Below are 20,147 nucleotides of genomic sequence, written 5' to 3'. Positions count from 1 at the left end.
AATTTCCAGTATGGAGAGAACGTTTTTAAAACGAATCATTTATGTATTGCCTATTCTAGGAGTCCTATGCTTTACAGCTTTAGTAATTTACGGCTATTCTATAGGAATTTTTCGTTCTGTTCAGTCACTTCAAACGTTTATCGACCAGTTTGGTGAATATGCTGTATTTATTTTCATTTTTTTACAAATCCTTCAAGTCATTGTCCCGATTCTTCCTGGTGGGATTTCCACAGTTGTCGGTATGTTGATGTTTGGTAATCTTCAAGGATTGTTTTATAGCTATATTGGTTTGATCATTGGAGAAATCATTGTTTATTGGCTTGCTCGCTATTATGGCAAATCCTTTGTACGATTGATTTTATCAAAAAAACGTTACCTCAAATTTGAACGAATGGTCGACCGTCCTCAAAAAGGGATCAAAAAACTTATGATCTTAACGTTGTTAGTTCCTTTTGCACCGGATGATTTGGTCTGTTTAGTTGCTGGACTAACTGAGTTGCCATTTAAAGAGTATATGAAAATTCTGTTGATTTTCAAATTTTGGTCTGTAGCCACTTATGGGTACGCTATATTATTTTTATTCAATCGATTCTTGATACGCTAAAAAGGGAATGGCATTTTATGCCATCCCCTTTTTTTTATTTATTCAACGGTACGTAATTGGGCAATTCGTTCTTTCACAACTACTTGTTTTTCTAGATAATCTTTTTCTTTTTCTTTTTCTGCCTGAACCACTTCATCTGGCGCATTCGCTACAAAACGTTCATTCGCTAATTTTCCTTGTACACGTTTTACTTCTTGAGTCCACTTTTCTAATTCTTTTTCTAAACGTGCGATTTCTTCTTCAATATTGATCAATCCTGCTAGCGGCAAATAAAGTTCAGCCCCTGTTAAAACAGCAGACATCGCTAACTCTGGTGCTGTAATATCACTTGAGATCATCAATTCTTCTGGATTACAGAAGCGTTCAATGTAACTTGTGTTTTCGATCAAGAATTTGTCAATGGCTTTATCGTTTGTTTTGATTAACAGCGTGATCGGTTTAGACAACGGTGTATTCACTTCTGCTCGAATGTTTCGGACTGCACGAATCAGTTCTTTCAGTACTTCCATTCCGCGAGCAGCTGTTTCATCAGAAAGCTCTTCATGTACAACAGGATACTCTGCAACGACTAAAGACTCTCCTTGATGCGGAATGTTTTCCCAAATTTCTTCTGTTACAAACGGCATGATTGGGTGCAATAAACGTAAAATTTGATCTAGCGTATAAACTAAAATACTACGTGTTGTTTGTTTAGCAGTCTCATTTTCACCGTATAAAATTTCTTTACTCATTTCGATATACCAGTCACAAAAATCATCCCAAATGAAATTATATAATTGACGACCAGCTTCACCAAACTCAAACCGTTCAAAGAAGTCCGTCACTTTTTCAACTGTTTCATTTAAACGAGTTAAGATCCAGCGATCTGCGACTGTTTTTTCTCCGCTAAAGTCGATATCTTCATACGTCATGCCTTCGACGTTCATGATAACAAAACGGCTAGCATTCCAGATTTTATTGATAAAGTTCCAAGCTGCATCCATTTTTTCATAGCTAAAACGCATGTCTTGTCCCGGTGCCGAACCGTTTGATAAGAACCATCTTAGTGCATCTGCACCATATTTTTCAATCACTTCCATTGGATCGATCCCGTTACCTAAAGACTTACTCATCTTGCGGCCGTCTTCTGCACGAATCAACCCATGCATCAAGACATTTTTAAACGGACGCTGTTCTGTAAATTCTAAGCTTTGGAAAATCATCCGGCTTACCCAGAAGAAAATGATGTCATAGCCTGTGATCAAAGTGCTTGTCGGGAAATAACGTTGGTAATCTTCAGCATTCGTGTCTGGCCAGCCCATCGTTGAAAATGGCCATAAAGCTGAACTGAACCATGTATCTAATACATCAGCATCCTGAATCCAGTTATCTGCATCTTCCGGCGCTTCCATGCCAACATACATTTCACCTGACTCTTTATGATACCAAGCGGGAATTTGATGACCCCACCATAATTGACGGGAAATAACCCAGTCGTGGACATTGTCCATCCAGCGCAAGAACGTTTGGTCAAAACGCGGAGGGAAAAATTCAACTGCATTGTCTGTCTTTTGATTTTCGATCGCCTTTTCAGCTAATGGCGCCATTTTGACGAACCATTGTGTAGATAGTCTTGGCTCAACAACAACGCCTGTCCGTTCTGAATGACCAACACTGTGATTCATTGTTTCAATTTTGATCAAACGACCTAGTTCTTTTAAATCAGAAACGATCATTTTTCTTGCAGCAAAACGGTCCATTCCTTCGTATTTACCAGCAAGCTCATTCATAGAACCATCTTCATTCATGACATTGACACGAGGAAGATCATGACGGTTACCAACTTCAAAGTCATTTGGATCATGAGCTGGTGTAATTTTTACAACACCCGTTCCAAATTCCATATCGACATATTCATCTGCAATGATCGGAATTTCTTTATCCACTAATGGTAGTGTTACTGTTTTACCGATCAAAGCCTGATAGCGTTCGTCTTCGGGATGAACGGCGATCGCCGTATCTCCCAACATCGTTTCAGGACGAGTTGTCGCAATTTCCACAACTCCAGTTCCGTCAGTCAGTGGATAACTCATATGGTAAAACGCACCTTCGATATCTTTGTGGATCACTTCAATATCTGATAATGCTGTTTTCGCTTTAGGATCCCAATTGATGATGTATTCCCCACGATAGATCAAATCTTTTTCATATAAAGATACAAACACTTTGCGAACGGCTTGAGATAACCCTTCATCTAAGGTAAAACGTTCACGGCTATAGTCTAAAGATAAGCCCATTTTTGCCCACTGTTCACGAATATGGGAAGCATATTCTTCTTTCCAGTCCCACACTTGTTCGACAAACTTTTCACGGCCTAAATCATAACGAGAAATCCCCTCTTCGGCTAACTTTTCTTCAACCTTTGCTTGAGTAGCAATCCCAGCGTGATCCATTCCAGGTAGCCACAAGGTGTCAAAGCCCTGCATTCTTTTTTGACGAATGATCATGTCCTGTAAAGTCGTATCCCACGCATGTCCCAAGTGTAGTTTGCCAGTTACATTTGGTGGAGGAATCACGATTGAATAGGGTTTAGCTTCTTTATCACCATTTGGTTTGAACAAATCCTGATCCAACCATTTTTGATACCGGCCTTGTTCGATCTCAGTCGGCTGGTATTTAGTAGGTAGATTTTTTTCTTCTGTCATACAAATTCCTTCTTCCTGTTTTTTCGACTATTTTAGTGAGTATTGATTCAATGAAAGACATAAAAATAAGCCCTAAAATACTTGCGTATTCTAGGGCGCATAATCTTTTTTATACGTGGTACCACCTAAATTGTGTCTGTAACTACAAACACCACTTCATTCGTGAGGTAACGATCACGACTCGAATCATTCTACTAAATTCAAATCATCGACTCCCAAGCTACCTTCTTACTGGTTATGTGAAAATCTCCCACCAATCGATCTTCTCTCTAAAACGATGCCAGTAATACTCCTCTTGTTCAACGTCTTTGCTACATTCTACCATTGAACGTGAACAGAAGTCAATTTGAAAAAAATCATCGTGCAGCTTTTGCTTTTTCTAAGGCCAAATCATAATCCGGCTCTTCAGCAATTTCAGCTGAAATGGCTTCATAAACAAGGGTTCCTTCTTGATCGATGATAAAAATAGCCCGAGCCAAGCGACCCATTGTTGGGATAAATAGCCCGTAAGCCTCACCAAATGTTCCTTTTGTATCGTGAAGTAACTCCATGTCTACCCCCTCAGCGGCACACCAATTAGCTTGCTCTTCTTTAGTATTATTGGAAATTGTTATAAATACAACATCTTCCACTTTAGCAGCTTCTTGATTGAATCGTTTTGTCTGTAAAGAACAAACCCGCGTATCGATATCTGGAACTACACTGATCAACACTGTTTTACCAGCAAGATCTTTTAGACTCACCATTTCATCATTAAGATTTGGCAACGAAAATGCTGGAGCTTTCATGCCTACTTTAGGCTGTTCACCAATGATTTCAACTTGCTCACCTTTTTTAGTTACGAACATTAACTTCTCCTCCTTAATTTAAAAGCGGAACAAACCGCTTGATCCTGTAGAAAATTAGGAAATTGGCTTTGAGACGCTTTTTGTCTCACAGGCGATTTATCTATTTTCCTAAGGATCGGTTTGTGCAGCTGGATAACGATAAAAGCGGAATGAGCCCGTTTAGTCTCGACTAGAAAATAGGAAAACATGACTGAGGCGCTCTTTGCCTCATTCAGGTTTTATCTTTTTCTCGAGAGACTGGCTCATGCAGCTAGATAACAATAAAAGTGGAATGAGCCGCTCAATCTCGACTGAAAAATAGGAAAATATAACTGAGGTGCTTTTTGCCTCATTTATATTTTATCTTTTTTCCGAGAGATTGGCTCATGCAGCTGGATAATGATAGAAGCGGAACAAACCGCTTGATCCTGTAGAAAATTAGGAAATTGGCTTTGAGACGCTTTTTGTCTCACAGGCGATTTATCTATTTTCCTAAGGATCGGTTTGTGCAGCTGGATAACGATAAAAGCGGAATGAGCCCGTTTAGTCTCGACTGAAAAATAGGAAAACATGACTGAGACGCTCTTTGTCTCATTTATGTTTTATCTTTTTCTCGAGAGACTGGCTCATGCAGCTAGATAACAATAAAAGCGGAACAGGCTCGTCAAGCTCTGACTGAAAAATAGGAACTATTGATTGAGATGCTCTTTATCTCACTCAATAGTTATCTTTTTTCCAAAGAGCTAGCCTGTGCAGCTAAATAATACAAATGATCAACACTTTCTTCGAAAGTCTTGTACTGTTCAACATCAGTTCACTTTATTCACTGTGTTTCTCAGCAAATGATCAACACATACTCCGAAAGTCTTATACTGTTCAACATCAGTTCACTTTATTCACTGTGTTTCTCAGCAAAAGCATACTACATTTTATTACTATTGAAAGACTTTCAAGCATCCGCATCTATATCAAGTATAGTAGAAGTTTGTCCCGATCACAATGTTCTTGCTTCTTAAGCTCTGTTACTAGTAAAGGTCTCGTCAAAGTAGATCAATGTCTGTAATTCTGTCGTCAAATCAATATATTGAACATTCACATTATGAGGGACTGTCACCCGGTCTGGTGCAAAATTCAGAATAGCCGTGATTCCTGCATCAACAATTTTGTCGATAGCCTCTTGCGCAAATTGACTTGGAACTGTCGAAATCGCAACAGTTACACCCGTTTTTTCAACTTCTTCCTTTAATTTTTCCATTGGCTGGATCACAATATCATCGATCGACAGGCCTACGATTGCTTCTGAGGAGTCAAAAGCACAAACGATATTCAAATTTTCATTACGACGAAAATTATTTTTCACTAAGGCTTTACCTAGATTTCCACAACCGATCAGCGCAATTCTCTTTTCTTCTTGCGTATTTAAAATATGACTGAATACATCAATTAAATACGGTACATCATAGCCATACCCACTGCGTCCTAATTCCCCCAAGTGAGAAAAATCACGACGGATCGTAGCCGGCGGTACTTGGATCACATCACTGAATTCTTTCGATTTGATTCTTGTGACACCAGAATCCCCCAGCATTTTTAAATAACGTAAATATAAAGGCAGTCGTTTCGCAGTTGCTTTTGGCATCTTCTTTTCTTTATGTAATTCTTTCATTTCCAGCTCTCCTTGTTACTTATTTCACATAACTAGTTTAGCATGCTTCTTAAGATGAGGCAACTTGTTTGTGAAAAAGAGAGCAGGTATGAGAAAAACCTAATAAATAAAAAGAATAGGCTCGATAGCGTTATCAAGTCTATTCTTTCAACTTTTATAGTAAATCAGCAAATTCTTCTGATTGTTCACTCGTTTCAGTTATTTCACTAACTTTTAGACCAGCCATAGCACGTTTCATCAAGCCTTCTACATCTAGACGCGCTTCATAAGCTTGTGCCTTATCTAGTCTTGGTCTCGTTTTTGGTTGCGGCGGAGCAAAAATCGTACAGCAATCTTCAAACGGCTGGATCGCAAGTTCAAAGGTATCGATTTTTTCAGCAATTTCAATGATTTCACCTTTATCCATTGAGACAACTGGACGAATGATCGGTGTATTTGTTACTTCATTGATTGCCACCATACTTTGTAAGGTTTGAGATGCGACTTGACCTAAAGATTCACCATTGATGATCACTAGCCCTTTTCGTTCTTCACGAATTGCATCTGTTAAGCGCAACATCATTCGACGGGTAACCGTCATCAAATAGCCTTCTGGAACGACTCGCTTGATTTCTTCTTGGATTTCCGTAAATGGCACTTCAATAAATTGCATACTGCCGCCATAGGGTGCGATTTTTGCTGCTAAATCTTTGGCTTTTTGTAATGCTTGTTCGCTAGTATATGGTGGACTGGCAAAATGGACTGCTTCTACTTCTACGCCACGTTTCATGGCTAAATAGCCAGCTACAGGTGAATCGATTCCACCGGAAAGCATCAACATGCCACGACCTCCAGTTCCAACTGGTAAGCCGCCAGCACCTTTGATCGTTTCGTAAGAAAGATAGGCGCCTTCGTTTCGTATTTCAACTCGAATTTCGATATCAGGCTTTTTCATTTGAACAGTTATTTCCGGGCAAACTTCAAAGACTGCGCTGCCTAATTCACGATTCAACTCATTAGAATCCAACTCAAAATTATGATCAGAACGTTTTGATGTAATTTTAAATGTTTGACCTGGTTGATAAATTGTTTTGATGATCGTTTGTACCATTTCACGAATGGCAGGCATCTCTTTTTCTACCTGAACACTAGGAGAAAAATTTTGAATGCCAAAGATTTTTTCCAATCTAGGAATAATTTGCGTGCTGTCTTCTCCATTAAGTAGTAAATGCATACGATCACGGTCAGCATGAATTTTAACTGCGGGAAAATCACCTAGATTCCGTTTTACATTGTATGCAAGTTGAGAGATGAAGCTCTTTTTATTTTTCCCTTTTGTTGAAAGTTCGCCGTAGCGAACCATAATTTCTGTATAGTTCAATTTTCTTCAATCCTTCTTTATAAAGCTTGATTTATCAACGTTTTCAAGACATATTTTTTTCGTTTTTTTCAAAGTGCTAACATTGAATATTTGCTTGAATTACTATAACATAGTGTTTTATATTTTTAAATGTCTAATTCAATATCGAAAATTTCTTATATAACTGATTAAAAATAATCATAAACTGCTCAGCCTCTGCAATCGTATTGCTCTCATCCAAGCTCACACGAATCGCCGAAGTTGCTAAGGAATCCGGGACCTTCATTGCGTGTAATGTACTGCTGGCAATTTTTTTTCGACTTGAGCAGGCGCTAGTGGTCGACGTGTAAATTTGCTTTTCTTCAAACGCATGAACCAGTACTTCTCCGCGTACGCCTTTTAGTGCAAAACACAAAATATGGGGAGCAAATTCTGGCGTATCTTTTGAAAAAATTGCTACATTACTATACTCTTGTAAAGCTTCAAGAAGATAACGACGGATAATTGCTGTATGTTCTGGTTTCTCATTTCTTTTATCCATATATAAACGTAATGCTTTTGCCATCGAAACAATTCCAGCCACATTTTCAGTTCCACTGCGGTGATTCATTTCTTGACCGCCACCATTTAACAGCGGCTCTAATTTTCGACCATGCTTCCAGTAAATAAAACCAACACCTCTAGGACCGTGAAATTTATGTGCTGAAAAGGTCGCAAAATCAACTCGATCAGTCAACCATTCGTCTTGACTTACTTTACCAATTGCCTGTACCGCATCGACATGAAAATGAATCGTTGGGTAAGCTTCTAAACATTCGCTAATTTCCTGAATCGGCTGGATCGTACCAACTTCGTTGTTCACAGCCATAACAGACACAAGAATGGTGTCCTTACGAATCAGTTTTACTAACTCATCTACCTTAACACGACCATTTTCATCTACTGGTGCGATTGAAAGTTCAAATCCATTTTGGGCTAATTGTTCAGCCGTTTCTGAAACCGCTGGATGCTCCACATTTGAAATAATGATATGACGTCCGAACTGTTTTTTCTCCAGCGCCGTCCCTTTCAATACCCAATTGTCTCCTTCTGTTCCACCACTGGTAAAATAGATTTCACTTGTTTTGACTTGCATCAGCTCTGCAATTTGCTCACGGGCTTTTTCCAGCAAGCGGCCTGCCTGCGTTCCTAAATCATGAAGACTTGAGGGATTACCGATGATTCGCTGACTCGTTTTTACATAAGTATCCAACACCTGAGGATAAACAGCTGTCGTTGCGCTATTATCAAAATAAATCATTACATTACCTTCTTCTCTTTGAAATTCTTTCTTATTATATACTTTTCGAATGAGCAGTTCAACAGACAGTTCAATAGAAAAAGGTGAGACGACCAGCGTCTCACCTTTTATTTTTAGATGGCATCAAGATTATTGAAATAGAAATCTTCGATTCTTCTGAATGCGCCTGGCTCAACTCGTTCTAGTGCTGTGCCAATTTCATCCAATGCATCTTGGTATCTGTATTCTTTTGAGAAAAGTTCTAAACTATTTTCCATTGCTACACGAATTGCTTCATGCGTATGGCGATAACGATTTGCATACTGCATCATTTGTTCTGTCAACGCAGCTGAATTGACCAAATCATTCGTTTTCTTATCTAATAGATCCAAGTCTTCATTACATAAATCAGAAAGTTTTTTGATTTCTTCCATGTTGATTCGGATTCTATTCAGGGCTTTACTTAATTCTTCAATACGGTCAGTTGCTACAAAGAAAAATTCCAAGTAATCCGCTGGTAGTCCTGGTAAACGTTGTTTTTCAACATAACGTTTGATATTACGCAAACGGAAATCATATTGATCGACTTTCTCTTGTGCAATTTTTTCACCTTTTCGTAATTCTTTTAATGAGTCATCGATTTCAACTTGTTGATTTTCGATATCATTAAGAATTTTGTAGCAATCTTTGAAGAATGCTTGAACTTCTGAATAAGGAATTGTATGTTCTTTTAATTTTGGTTCAAAATCTTCATAACGACGGATCAATTCTTCGATCTCCGATTGGAAGCCTCTTGAGCGACCTAACTCATTATGATTCAACGTATAGCTTTGTGAAGTATGATCTAATTCGATCATCAATTGGCGATTATTTTTTAACGTATGTGCAATGTAGTCACCAACAACTTTATGATTCGTAACTACGTATTTCTTCGCATTCATTTCACGTTCCATGATTTCATATAATGCATCGATGGCATTCGCTGTATCACGGTTTGCTACTTCTACTGCATCCACTTCTGTTTTTTCCAAATCGACGGTTGAATTCTTCACGCGTTTTTGAACACGTCTCAATTCTTCAGTAAAATTCTTTTCAGGAAATACATAGTGATCTGCAAGCAGACGCTTGTATCCTTCTTCGATTTCTTTCAATTGGTCTGGGAACGTTCTAGTCAGTTCATCATAAAGTGGTGGAATACGTTTCATAACATCATCTAATTCATAGGTATGACGTTCAGCATTCTCCAGTACTTCACGCGCTTCGATCGGATCTCCAGAGGTATTCAATGTAACGAATTGAGTAAACTCAAGTTCGATATTTTTGATTTGTTTTTGTAGTTCAGGATAGGCTGAACCAAATTCAGCTTTTTCATCATGAAGCAACTTGCTAAGTTCTTCATAAACATCCAGCGCTTTTTGAACTTCAAGTGAATTACGTTCTTCACTTTCACGCAGCTCTCTTAATCCGTTACGAATGATTTCGACTTCTGATTCCATTTCGTCCATCGTATCTTCTGCTGAAGCAACGGCTTTTTTGGCTTTCATAAAACGAAAAGATTCATTCAGCTCTTCAACTTCAAATATCTGACTTTCCAGTTCTGCAAAAGAGCGAGTCGAGATTTCTGTCCAACGTTGATTCCATTCTCTAAATGTGTTTTGGCTTTGACCAACCATATGCATCTTTTTGACATCGTCAACTTCTTCGATCACCGGTAAGTCAAACAGCTCTTCTTTCCTCTTTTCCAGATTATCGAGTTTCATTTGATTTTTCTTTCTCATAAAAAATCCAACTAAATACAAAACAGCTGCGATGATTATTATAGCTAAAACTACGATAATGATCAGATTATTCTTCATTCAGGGAACCTCCGTTTATTAGTCCATCTATGCTATACGACCTTCTCTCAGAAGCAATGCCTCTGAATGAATCGGATCGTATGATTCTCTTATCTACTTTAAATAGTCCTTAAAAACACCTACAGAAAATTATATCACAAACCGTTCTTTCAAGCACTAACTAATTGTATTTTTTTAAGAAATGTTTTGAGTTTGTAACATTGTCTCCTTTTTTTGAGCAATCATTAGCCAGTGTAACCTATTTTATCCAACTCTTGCAACTTTTTACACACACCACTTAGTGACTCCAGATTATCATCTGCCAGTGTCTGATCCATGCCGAACTGAGTATCTTTCAATGCCCAAACAGTCAATCCAGCACTGTGAGCTGAAAGAATGCCTTTTTCAGAATCTTCGATAGCCAAACAATCTTCTACTGCTATCCCTAATTCCTTTACTGTATGTTCATAGATTTTAGGATCGGGTTTACTTCTTTTAAACTCAGAACCAGTTACAACTACGTCAAAAAAGCTAGTTAACTGTCCAACTCTCAATACTTCCTGAATGACATCCATTTTTGATGACGAGGCCAAACCGATTTTGTACCCTTTTCTTTTCAAAAATTGTAAGACCTTTTTGGCATTCGGCTCGATCAACTCACTATAGTCGATCGGATGGTTTATTTTATATTGATGATATTTTTCAGTTAAAAAAGCTTCATCATATTCTGTTTCATTTTCTTCAAGGATCAATTGCCATAAACTACGCATATCTGCCCCAACAAACAATGCGACCGGTATCTTCTCGATGGATAACCCATATTCTTTAAGAAAGGCTTTTCGACGCTGGTAGTAAAATGATTCACTATCAACTAAGACCCCATCCATATCGAAAATGATCCCTTCGTATTTTGGTTTCATTTTTATACTCCCTCTGCTTCAATTCTTGTCCAACTTTACTAGTCTAACAAAAGTTTGAAAAAAAATGAAGAAATTTGTTGAAAAATAACTGAAAAGAAGAAATACATGGCCTTTTAGGAGTTGATTTTCTATAGATATTTCGGTATCCTTTTACTATTAATGAAAAATTTATTAAAATTAGGAGTGAACAAAGTGAAAGTCATAAAATTCGGAGGCAGCTCTTTAGCTTCTGCTGCTCAATTAGAAAAAGTTTTAACCATTGTAAAAGAAGACGCTTCACGAAAGTTTGTCGTTGTTTCAGCTCCTGGAAAGCGTTCATCAGATGATATCAAAGTAACAGATTTATTGATAGCCTATTACAATGCGTATTTAAATAATGAAAAAACGACAGCTGCTATTGAAAAAATCGTTGCCCGCTACGAAGCGATCCTTGATGAACTTAACATGAGTAAGGAAATTTTAGCAGATATTACAAAAGCGATCCAACAATTAGCCACATTACCAAAAGAAAATAATCCACATCTACTCGATGCCTTTTTGGCTAGCGGTGAAGATAACAATGCCAAATTGGTTGCAGCATTTTTCCAACAACGAGGATTGAACGCTTGTTACAAAAGCCCGCTGGATTTGGGCTTGATCGTTACAGATGAACCAGGAAATGCACGTATTTTGCCATCCTCATTAAGTAAAATCAATGCCTTTAAAGCAACTGAAGAGATCTTGGTCATCCCTGGTTTCTTTGGTTTCACGGAATCAGGTGAGATTTGTACGTTTTCAAGAGGCGGCTCTGACATCACAGGATCGATCGTCGCAGCTGGTGTAGAAGCGGAGATTTATGAGAACTTTACCGATGTTGATGGTATTTTTGTTGCTCATCCGGGCATCGTACGCGAGCCAAAAACAATCACTGAATTGACCTATCGTGAAATGCGCGAGCTAGCGTATGCTGGTTTTGCTGTTCTTCACGATGAAGCATTGATGCCTGCTTACCGTGCAAATATTCCAGTGGTGATCAAAAACACGAATAACCCTTCTCACCCAGGAACATTGATCACAACTTCTCGGATGGTCAAACATGATCCAGTGGTTGGAATCGCAAGTGACCAAGGTTTTGCCAGCATTTACATTAGCAAGTACTTGATGAATAGAGAATTAGGATTTGGACGACGTCTACTGCAGATTTTAGAAGAATTAGGCTTAAGCTATGAACATATGCCTTCTGGAATCGATGATATTTCGATTATTTTAAGAGAACGTCAACTGACAGTTGAAATTGAAGAAGAATTGATGGAACGCCTAGAAAAAGAACTTGAGCCAGATGAATTACGAATCACACATGGTTTATCTATGCTGATGATCGTCGGTGAAGGGATGCGTCAACGAATCGGGGTGATGGCTGACAGTACAGCTGCACTTGCAGAAAATAGAATCAACTTGGAAATGATCAACCAAGGATCTTCTGAAGTCAGTATCATGTTTGGCATTCGTGAAGATCAAGAAAAAAGAGCAATACAGGCACTCTATCAAACATTTTTTGCAGATTTAAACAGTTAATTCTGACTTATTTATACTACCATACTAAAAACATGGCAGATTAGAATTTTTTTCTGGTCTGTTTTTTTATAAGTTGTATGTCCTTCTCGCTGTGACTGGCGTACAATAAGATCAATAAATGAATTTGAAAAAGGTGGGAATTTTATGATTGAATTGGTCAACGTAACGAAGAATTACGGTACGAAGCAAGCATTAAAAGAACTGAATTTGAGCATCAAACAGGGTGAAATTTTTGGTTTTTTAGGTCATAACGGTGCTGGTAAATCCACAACGATCAAAAGTTTAGTAAGTATTATCCAGCCTTCAAGCGGTTCTATCACAATCGACGGATTATTATTATCTGAACATCGTGAAGCAATCAAGAAAAAAATTGCCTATGTTCCTGATACACCTGATATTTTTTTACAATTAACTGCTGGTGAATATTGGGACTTGATCGGAGCAGCTTACGAACTTGATGCTTCAAAAAAGCAACAGCGGCTAGATGAGCTTACCTCCTTATTCGACATGAAAAGTCACCAAGAAGAAACATTAGCCGGTTTTTCACATGGTATGCGGCAAAAAACGATTATTATTGGCGCCTTGCTGCCAGACCCTGACATTTGGATCTTGGACGAACCGTTACAAGGACTAGATCCGCAAGCGGCATTTGACCTGAAACAAATGATGAAAGCTCATGCTGCGAAAGGAAAAACCGTAATCTTTTCAACTCATGCCTTGGATACTGCCCAACAATTGTGTGATGAGCTCGCCATTTTGAAAAAAGGAGAACTGATTTACAATGGTTCTGTAGAGGAATTACTGGAGCAATCTCCCAACGAGTCATTAGAAGAAATCTACTTAAAAATGGCTGGTCGTCAGTCGGATGCACAACTAACTCAAACACTTGAAGGTGAACAGTATGAATAAAAGTCAGTTACTTGAATTAACACGTGTCAACCTTCGCTATGCAAACCCTCAGGTAACGGATCGGGCTAGAAAAAAAGGAAAAAGCGGAAAAGCCTTGACTCGTGCTTTGATCGGCCAGTATCTACTTTCTGGTGTTCTATTTCTATTTATTTACGGCTTAACAATGTTTATCATCGATTTCAGTAAAATGCCCGGTTATTTTACGTATTATGTCGCTTTGTTTGGGATTTTAGCTTTTTCTCAAGGGATTTCAGTCATTTATAATGTCTTTTTTGAAAGTCAGGATTTGGCCGCCTATTTGCCGCTGCCATTTCGTCAACGTACGATTTTTTCAGCTAAGATTCTTGTTGTGACATTAACTGTCGTACCTTTTGTTTTTCCTATGTTTGTCGTCTTTTTATTAACTGGCTGGCGGTCTGGAATATTTATCCCGCTAACGCTACTGCTTTCGATCGTTCTATTTGTTTTAATTATTGCTCTGGTTTTTTCTATCTGCTGTTTGATCGTTTTTGGTTTGACGAGAACGGCTATTTTTAAAAAACACAAGAAGGTCGTCACCAGCCTTTTGTTAGGTATTTCTATGGCGATCGCCATTATCGGGATTCTATCAATGAATGCTCAAAGTTCATCGATCGAAACAAGCCAAGTTGATAGACAACCGATCAGTTTGCTGATGCCTGTTTTCCATATTGCTTCCACACCTTTTTCAGTCGCTGGAATGACAAGCTTTGCTGGGCTTTTACTCGTACTTATTTTACTATTAGGTGCCATAAAACTATTTATTCTACCGAAACTGTACGAACAACTTGCTGATGCTTCAGCTTCTGCTGGAACTCGTCGGCGTAAACATAAAACGGATCAATCACTAAATCAGATATTCATCGACTATAACAAACAATTACTGAAAGAACCGAATTTGATCATGCAGGTGCTTTCCAGCTCTTTATTGATGCCTGTCATTTTCATTGTTTCTTTTGCTTTTAGCGGTTCGCTAAATTTGAGCCATTTAGAAGTACGCTTTATTGGTGTTGTCTTTTTGACAGGTGTTGCGCTAGCCTTTATGACAACGAATCAAACATCCTTTATCAGTAATCTTATTTCATTGGATCAAGAAAATTTTCATTTTATACGTTCATTACCGATTTCTATGCGTAATTATCTAAAACAAAAATTTATCGTTGGACTTGTGGTTCAATCGATTTTGACTGGCGGAATTGCTCTAGCTGGCGGCTTACTTTTTCGACTTCCGATCGTATTTCTTATTAGTCTGATAGTCGGTGCACTTTTAGGCAGTTATCTGCTTTGTTTACGATTTTTTGCTAGAGATCATCGCTTGCTTTTATTGGATTGGACTAATCTAAACCAATTATTCAGTCGAGGCAGCGGAAACGTGGGGTTAGTTTTGACTCTGCTCGTCTCAATATTTGGAAGCTTGATCGTTTTAGTGGGTTATGGTTTTGCTGCAGCTTACTTCCCATTTTGGCCCTTGAATTTAGCAGTATTGGCTGTAGTTGTATTCATTTCATTTCTATTGATTCTTCATTATCAAAAGAATTTTTGGCAACGGTTTGATTGATTATTGAAAAGGGACTGGGACATAACTCTAGGAGTTACGACCCAGTCCTTTTTAAAACGAATAAACGGTGGAAGCAAAAGTAACTACTCCGCTTCGCTTCGATCACATCAGCTAACGCATACAGTTTCACTAATGTTCAAAGAACAAAGTGAAGCTAGCAAAATTCTAAGTGCTAGAGCACTAAGAGTTGAAGGCTTCGGAAATAAGCTGAAATTGCCGTAAAACACAACGAAGAATGAGTTGATGCTTTCTCGTCAAAGACTCTTCACAGATAAACAGTGTTGCACAGTACCTACTTGGTGCTCAGAGTCGAACACTTCTGGCCGTCCTCTTTTTAACGTTCTTTTTTTGATTCGCGTTGTCGTTCAAGCTCGGCTTTGATTTTTGGTTCAGGAGCAAAGTCCTTTTCCCAATTATCTGGTTTAAGTACTTTGTGTGTGACGGGATGGTAGTGAGGTTTCCCGTCTGGGAATAATTTGCCCATATTCGCTTCATGAACGATCGAAAAAATTTCTGTCGGATTCACACCTAAAAGTGAAAATGACCCATAAGTAAAATAAAGTAAATCAACTAGTGCATCTACTTGCTCAACTAAAGGATCTGTGACGATTTTTTCTTTACTCAACACTTTCTCGACCGCCTGATCGACAGACTCTTTCAACTGTTCAATCATTTGTTCAAATTTTTCTGGATCATTATTCGCCGATCCATATAAAAACTCAACTAATTCTTCTATCTTAAACCCCGCTCGCGCTACTGCACGCTCAGCAGAAAACTCCGTTGGCACATCCGGTCTTCTATTATCAAAACGCTCATGAAATGCCTCAGTTTTTTCAAATGGATCATCGATCTTCATAACATACCTCCTAAATTAAAAGCGGAACAAATCGCCTAATCCTGTAGAAAATTAGGAAATTGACTTCGAGACGCTCTTTGTCTCACTGGCAATTTATCTATTTTCCTAAGGACTGATTTGCGTAGCTGGATAACGATAAAAGCGGAATGAGCTCGATCAGGCTCGACACCTTCACTTATTTTCTTTGTCTTATTTTTAGAAATTATTATCAGAAATAACGCCATAATGGAGTAACGCCTGATAAATCCCATCTTCTTCATTTGATCGTGTAACAAAATCAGCCGCTTGTTTCACTGCATTTTCCGCATTTCCCATTGCAACACCAACGCCTACTCCTGACAACATCTCTAAATCATTCCAGCTATCACCAAAAGCCATGATCTCATCCATTTGTATTCCAAGTGATGCAGCACACTGCTGAATACCGATCAACTTAGAACCACCTGCTGGAATGATATCTACTGTATAGGGATTGGAACGAGTCAGATGACAATCGGGCAATTGTTCCTTTAACATGTCCAATTCTTTTGGCGGACTCAATAATACACATTGATAGATCGGTTCTTTTAAGATATTTAGTTCAGCATAACGTTGATCTTTACGATGGATCGAAAGACGACTTATCAGATTTTTTGTCAAGGTCATTGGTAACCGTTTAGGGATAAAACGTGATATTTTTTTTGCCCATTTATTCTGACCAAAACGCATCAAAGAACTTCCTTCCATGCTTTTTCGGCTACCAAACATAATTTGACGGTGGTAACGGTCAGAAAATGAAACAATTCTTTTAAGTGTTTCATCGGGAAAATGGGCAGAACGAATCGTTTTCTCCTCATTGTAAACCAGTTGTCCATTATAAGTAACAAACACATCTAAATTCAAAGCATCGATTTGCTGACTAAGATGGATCGGTCCTCTTCCTGTTGCTATTCCGCAAATGATTCCCTGCTTTTGAGCTAAGGCGATTCCCTGTTTAGTCGATTCTAATGCTTTGCCATGTTTGGTCACTAATGTTCCGTCAATATCAAAAAAAATGGCTTTTATCATCAGATTTCCTTTCTTCAAATCATTCATTTTTCACACTAAAACAAATCGATCTGCTTCGGATTCAGCTGGTCATACTTTATTCCAAGCGCCGCTTTCATCTCAAGTAAATTTCCAGCTGCATCGCCGCCGGAATTATTATTAAAAATCACACCGACTTCTTTAGCTGCTCCAGCAATTTTTTCTACCGCTTCACTCAAATCTGCAATTTCATCAGCATTATAGCGATATAAGGTTCTTTTTTTACGCCAGTCCTTGTCGTTAGCCATCCAACCAGCAGCATTACGTCCATGCAAACGAAATAAAACAAACTGTTCATTTGTAACAAATGGGAAAAAAGGAACTGGATTGGTTGGGATCTGTGGTTCATCAACGATCACTAGCGAAAATTCATTTTTTTTCATGAAAGACAATGTCTGTTTAAGGTATTTTTCTGTATACCATGAACCATTACGCAATTCAATCGCAAGTGGATAACCGGCAAACCAGTGACGGATTTTTTCCAGGTACTGAACATTCTCTTTTGTACAGCTAAATGTTCCTGAAAATTGAACCAGAAAAGCATACAATTTACCACTTTCGATCATCGGCTGCATACTTGTTAAAAATGCGGTCACCATTTCCTGCTCATTTTGATAGTACTGCTGCCATTCACCCTGACAGCTGATTCCGCTGTACACTTTCATAACAAAGCGAAAGTTCTCAGGAACAGATTTTGTCCACTCTATGACAGACTCTTGTCTGGGAATCCCATAATAGGCTGTGTCCATCTCAACGAATGGCAAATAGCCCGCATATTCATATAATGTTGAACGTTTTTTTCCCGTTAATTTATCATGCTCATTAAAAGAAGTCAAACCTAATCGAATCAAAAGAACATCTATCCTTCCTATTTTTAAATTATTACCAACAAATCGTTCAAAGAATCATGCTTCTATTTTATACCAAAAAAGACTGAGACAAAACAAGAAATTGCCTCAATCTTATTATAAATTTCGTGTAATAGTTATTAGCTCTTTTTCCAAGTCATGTTTGCTTCGCAATAGAGTTGACCTGCGATCCGAATTTCATGACGTGTTTGTTTGCCATTGTCATCATCAAGTATTTCAAAGTGACTTTCGATCTCTTGCCCATACTCTACTTCCTTATCAAATTTGACATTGATGAAGGTTGGCTCGTAAGTCGTCAAAAAGTCATAGCCTAAAACATCTAGCAGCCAGTTAAAGTAAATCGCATTATTTACGTGCTGGTTTCCATCAATATCAAAATAGCGAACACGATATGGAAGAAACTCTCCTGCTTCTATTTTTTCAATTTTCTCACCACGATAAATTTTTGTGATTTTTTCACTTTCATACGGCTCGATAATTTCCGGTAATACACTGCTCATTTTTCGATTTTCTTTATCCATTAAAACAAATGTGGACTTGATCAAGACACATTCATTGCCGTTTTCATCGTGGATCCAAAAGTTTCTATAGCAAAAGTATTTATTATAAGACATCGCTTGCGTCGTTATTGTCAATTTTTCTCCTACTATAGGTAAACGAGTAATGTGGATTTCATAATTCGTAATGACCCAGCCAAGACCAAACGACGCGACATAATCTGCTCCGCGTTCTAAGGCATCACTTTGTTCCTCTGAGGTTTTGATCACCACTGCCAGCATAGATGGAATCGTCATCTTTCTTGTGATATCTCCATCGTAGTATGCCACTTCATATGGTGTTGTAAATTTTTTTCCCACTGGATCTCCCCCTTTTTTTCAACATAACCAGTTAAATTATAACATAAGACTTTTAAAGTGAGAACGCAGATCACAGCCTAATCAACGTATTGTTAACGAAAGAGCTGAAATATAAGAAAGATATTTTTGAGATCAATTAAAAAAACTTTTCAAAATCTAGAGAAAATATCTCCCCTCTTGAAAAGCTTTCACCCTTATCTATTTGTCACATAAAAACTCCCTGGAACTAATTTTTTCAAACTACACGTGTCCGGTATTGCCGTAAGGGGACACTAAAGTCAGTAACTCTAAAAGTGTTTCCATCTCCATACCTCCAAAAAAATTAGTTGCTTCTATAGGAATAATACCATACTATTATATAAAACTATAAATATAATGCATAAACATAGAGGGGAATTATATGAGAATCAAAGGAGACATCATCCGTTCCGTAAGAAAACAAAAAAAACTATCACAAGTCACTCTTGCTGCAGGTATTTGTACCCAAGGAACAATCAGTAATATCGAAAATAAAAATATCTGTGACAGTCTTGAAATCCTTGATGCGATCTGTAAAAGATTAAACCTTAGTCTAGAAAGTGTTCTAGATGACAACGACGAAAAAAAATTAACAAATTTGTTGAATACAGTAGAAGAGTTATGTAATACCTTTAAACATAAGGAAGCACAAGCTCTTTTGAAAGAATCTACGATCAACGTTTCTGATTTTCAAAATAGAGAATTGGAAATTCGCTGGTTCTATTATATGGGAATCACAAATCTCTTAGGCTACAATAATACAACAGACAGCTTATTTTACTTTTATCGTGCGGATGAACTTGGAGATGCAAATTCGATTTATGCGATCCTTTCTGTCAATAGCTTAGGAATCGTCTACGAAATGGCAGATGAATTAGATAAAGCACAAGTGTATTATGAAAAATCAATTGAGATGCTGAATAAAATGACGATCAAAATGCCAATCAAAGCGACAAAAGTATACTTTAATACAGCAAAATTCTATTCTTTGATCAAAAACTATGAGATAGCCTTTGAGCTTGCTTCAAAAGGAATGGCGCTGAATAAGACGTATCAATCACTTTATATGCTGGATCTTCTAGCTTATGAAGCTGCATTCAATGCGTTTATGTTATCAGATGATTTGATTGCCCCTGACTATAGTAGTGCGAAAGCTTTTGCTGCTTTTAATGACAATCAAAGTCTTTTGACTGTAATCAAAAATGATGAAAAAGAATTAAAGCGCTAAAATACAGCACCCCTACGCATAAAAAACAAGAACCGATAACGACTTAAAGTCGTTATTTGTT

The 20,147-nt window shown here is 37.9% G+C and carries 16 protein-coding genes and 1 other annotated feature; of the genes, 5 read left to right on the top strand and 11 right to left on the bottom strand.

What is annotated here, in order from left to right; all coding sequences use genetic code 11:
• The first annotated feature begins 10 nt into the window (after window positions 1-10).
• Window positions 11-604 (top strand): TVP38/TMEM64 family protein, encoded by a 594-nt coding sequence (locus CC204_RS16760; protein ID WP_088271220.1) that lies wholly within the window; start codon window positions 11-13, stop codon window positions 602-604.
• Between the two features lie 38 nt (window positions 605-642).
• Here the strand turns inward: CC204_RS16760 and CC204_RS16755 are convergent, their stop codons facing one another.
• From CC204_RS16755 to CC204_RS16715, 7 genes are all read right to left on the bottom strand, one after another.
• On the bottom strand, window positions 643-3,288 hold the full coding sequence (locus tag CC204_RS16755; RefSeq protein ID WP_088271219.1) for a valine--tRNA ligase: 2,646 nt from the start codon (window positions 3,286-3,288) through the stop codon (window positions 643-645).
• Window positions 3,289-3,376: 88 nt separating this feature from the next.
• Window positions 3,377-3,600: a binding site (T-box leader), on the bottom strand.
• Between the two features lie 44 nt (window positions 3,601-3,644).
• Window positions 3,645-4,136 (bottom strand): thiol peroxidase, encoded by a 492-nt coding sequence (gene tpx / locus CC204_RS16750; protein ID WP_088271218.1) that lies wholly within the window; start codon window positions 4,134-4,136, stop codon window positions 3,645-3,647.
• 991 nt (window positions 4,137-5,127) lie between these two features.
• On the bottom strand, window positions 5,128-5,781 hold the full coding sequence (locus CC204_RS16735) for a redox-sensing transcriptional repressor Rex (protein WP_088271215.1): 654 nt from the start codon (window positions 5,779-5,781) through the stop codon (window positions 5,128-5,130).
• A 154-nt stretch (window positions 5,782-5,935) separates the two neighbouring features.
• Complete coding sequence (gene thiI, locus CC204_RS16730) at window positions 5,936-7,141, bottom strand: tRNA uracil 4-sulfurtransferase ThiI (protein WP_088271214.1); 1,206 nt, start codon at window positions 7,139-7,141, stop codon at window positions 5,936-5,938.
• 133 nt (window positions 7,142-7,274) lie between these two features.
• Complete coding sequence (locus tag CC204_RS16725; RefSeq protein ID WP_088271213.1) at window positions 7,275-8,420, bottom strand: cysteine desulfurase family protein; 1,146 nt, start codon at window positions 8,418-8,420, stop codon at window positions 7,275-7,277.
• A 113-nt stretch (window positions 8,421-8,533) separates the two neighbouring features.
• Window positions 8,534-10,255 carry a septation ring formation regulator EzrA gene (gene ezrA, locus CC204_RS16720; RefSeq protein ID WP_088271212.1) on the bottom strand — a complete coding sequence of 574 codons (1,722 nt, stop codon included), beginning with the start codon at window positions 10,253-10,255 and terminating at the stop codon, window positions 8,534-8,536.
• 224 nt (window positions 10,256-10,479) lie between these two features.
• Window positions 10,480-11,154, bottom strand: a complete 675-nt coding sequence (locus tag CC204_RS16715; RefSeq protein ID WP_088271211.1) for an HAD family hydrolase — start codon at window positions 11,152-11,154, stop codon at window positions 10,480-10,482.
• A 192-nt stretch (window positions 11,155-11,346) separates the two neighbouring features.
• On the opposite strand from CC204_RS16715, the gene CC204_RS16710 reads away from it, so the two are divergent.
• The 3 genes from CC204_RS16710 (at window position 11,347) to CC204_RS16700 (ending at window position 15,193) form a co-directional block, all read left to right on the top strand.
• The gene (locus CC204_RS16710) at window positions 11,347-12,708 is read left to right on the top strand and encodes an aspartate kinase (RefSeq protein WP_088271210.1); all 1,362 of its coding nucleotides are present in this window, start codon (window positions 11,347-11,349) and stop codon (window positions 12,706-12,708) included.
• 144 nt (window positions 12,709-12,852) lie between these two features.
• On the top strand, window positions 12,853-13,617 hold the full coding sequence (locus CC204_RS16705; RefSeq protein WP_088271209.1) for an ABC transporter ATP-binding protein: 765 nt from the start codon (window positions 12,853-12,855) through the stop codon (window positions 13,615-13,617).
• Window positions 13,610-15,193: an ABC transporter gene (locus CC204_RS16700; protein WP_088271208.1), complete on the top strand. Its 1,584-nt coding sequence runs from the start codon at window positions 13,610-13,612 to the stop codon at window positions 15,191-15,193. The genes CC204_RS16705 and CC204_RS16700 overlap by 8 nt, the downstream gene beginning before the upstream one ends.
• Window positions 15,194-15,527: 334 nt before the next feature.
• Here CC204_RS16700 and CC204_RS16695 read toward each other — a convergent pair whose 3' ends face one another.
• From CC204_RS16695 to CC204_RS16675, 4 genes are all read right to left on the bottom strand, one after another.
• Window positions 15,528-16,049, bottom strand: a complete 522-nt coding sequence (locus tag CC204_RS16695; RefSeq protein WP_088271207.1) for a pyrophosphohydrolase domain-containing protein — start codon at window positions 16,047-16,049, stop codon at window positions 15,528-15,530.
• A gap of 195 nt (window positions 16,050-16,244) precedes the next feature.
• Complete coding sequence (locus CC204_RS16685) at window positions 16,245-17,096, bottom strand: Cof-type HAD-IIB family hydrolase (protein WP_088271747.1); 852 nt, start codon at window positions 17,094-17,096, stop codon at window positions 16,245-16,247.
• 35 nt (window positions 17,097-17,131) lie between these two features.
• Window positions 17,132-17,965, bottom strand: a complete 834-nt coding sequence (locus CC204_RS16680; RefSeq protein ID WP_088271205.1) for a DUF72 domain-containing protein — start codon at window positions 17,963-17,965, stop codon at window positions 17,132-17,134.
• Between the two features lie 137 nt (window positions 17,966-18,102).
• Window positions 18,103-18,840 (bottom strand): acyl-ACP thioesterase domain-containing protein, encoded by a 738-nt coding sequence (locus CC204_RS16675; RefSeq protein WP_088271204.1) that lies wholly within the window; start codon window positions 18,838-18,840, stop codon window positions 18,103-18,105.
• A 400-nt stretch (window positions 18,841-19,240) separates the two neighbouring features.
• Between CC204_RS16675 and CC204_RS16670 the strand changes: the two genes are divergently transcribed.
• Complete coding sequence (locus CC204_RS16670) at window positions 19,241-20,086, top strand: helix-turn-helix domain-containing protein (RefSeq protein WP_088271203.1); 846 nt, start codon at window positions 19,241-19,243, stop codon at window positions 20,084-20,086.
• Window positions 20,087-20,147 lie beyond the last annotated feature (61 nt).

This window comes from Enterococcus wangshanyuanii (genome assembly GCF_002197645.1).
Taxonomy (GTDB): domain Bacteria; phylum Bacillota; class Bacilli; order Lactobacillales; family Enterococcaceae; genus Enterococcus_L; species Enterococcus_L wangshanyuanii.
Note: the sequence above shows the minus strand (reverse complement) of the source record. Positions and strands in the feature narration are given on the sequence as shown.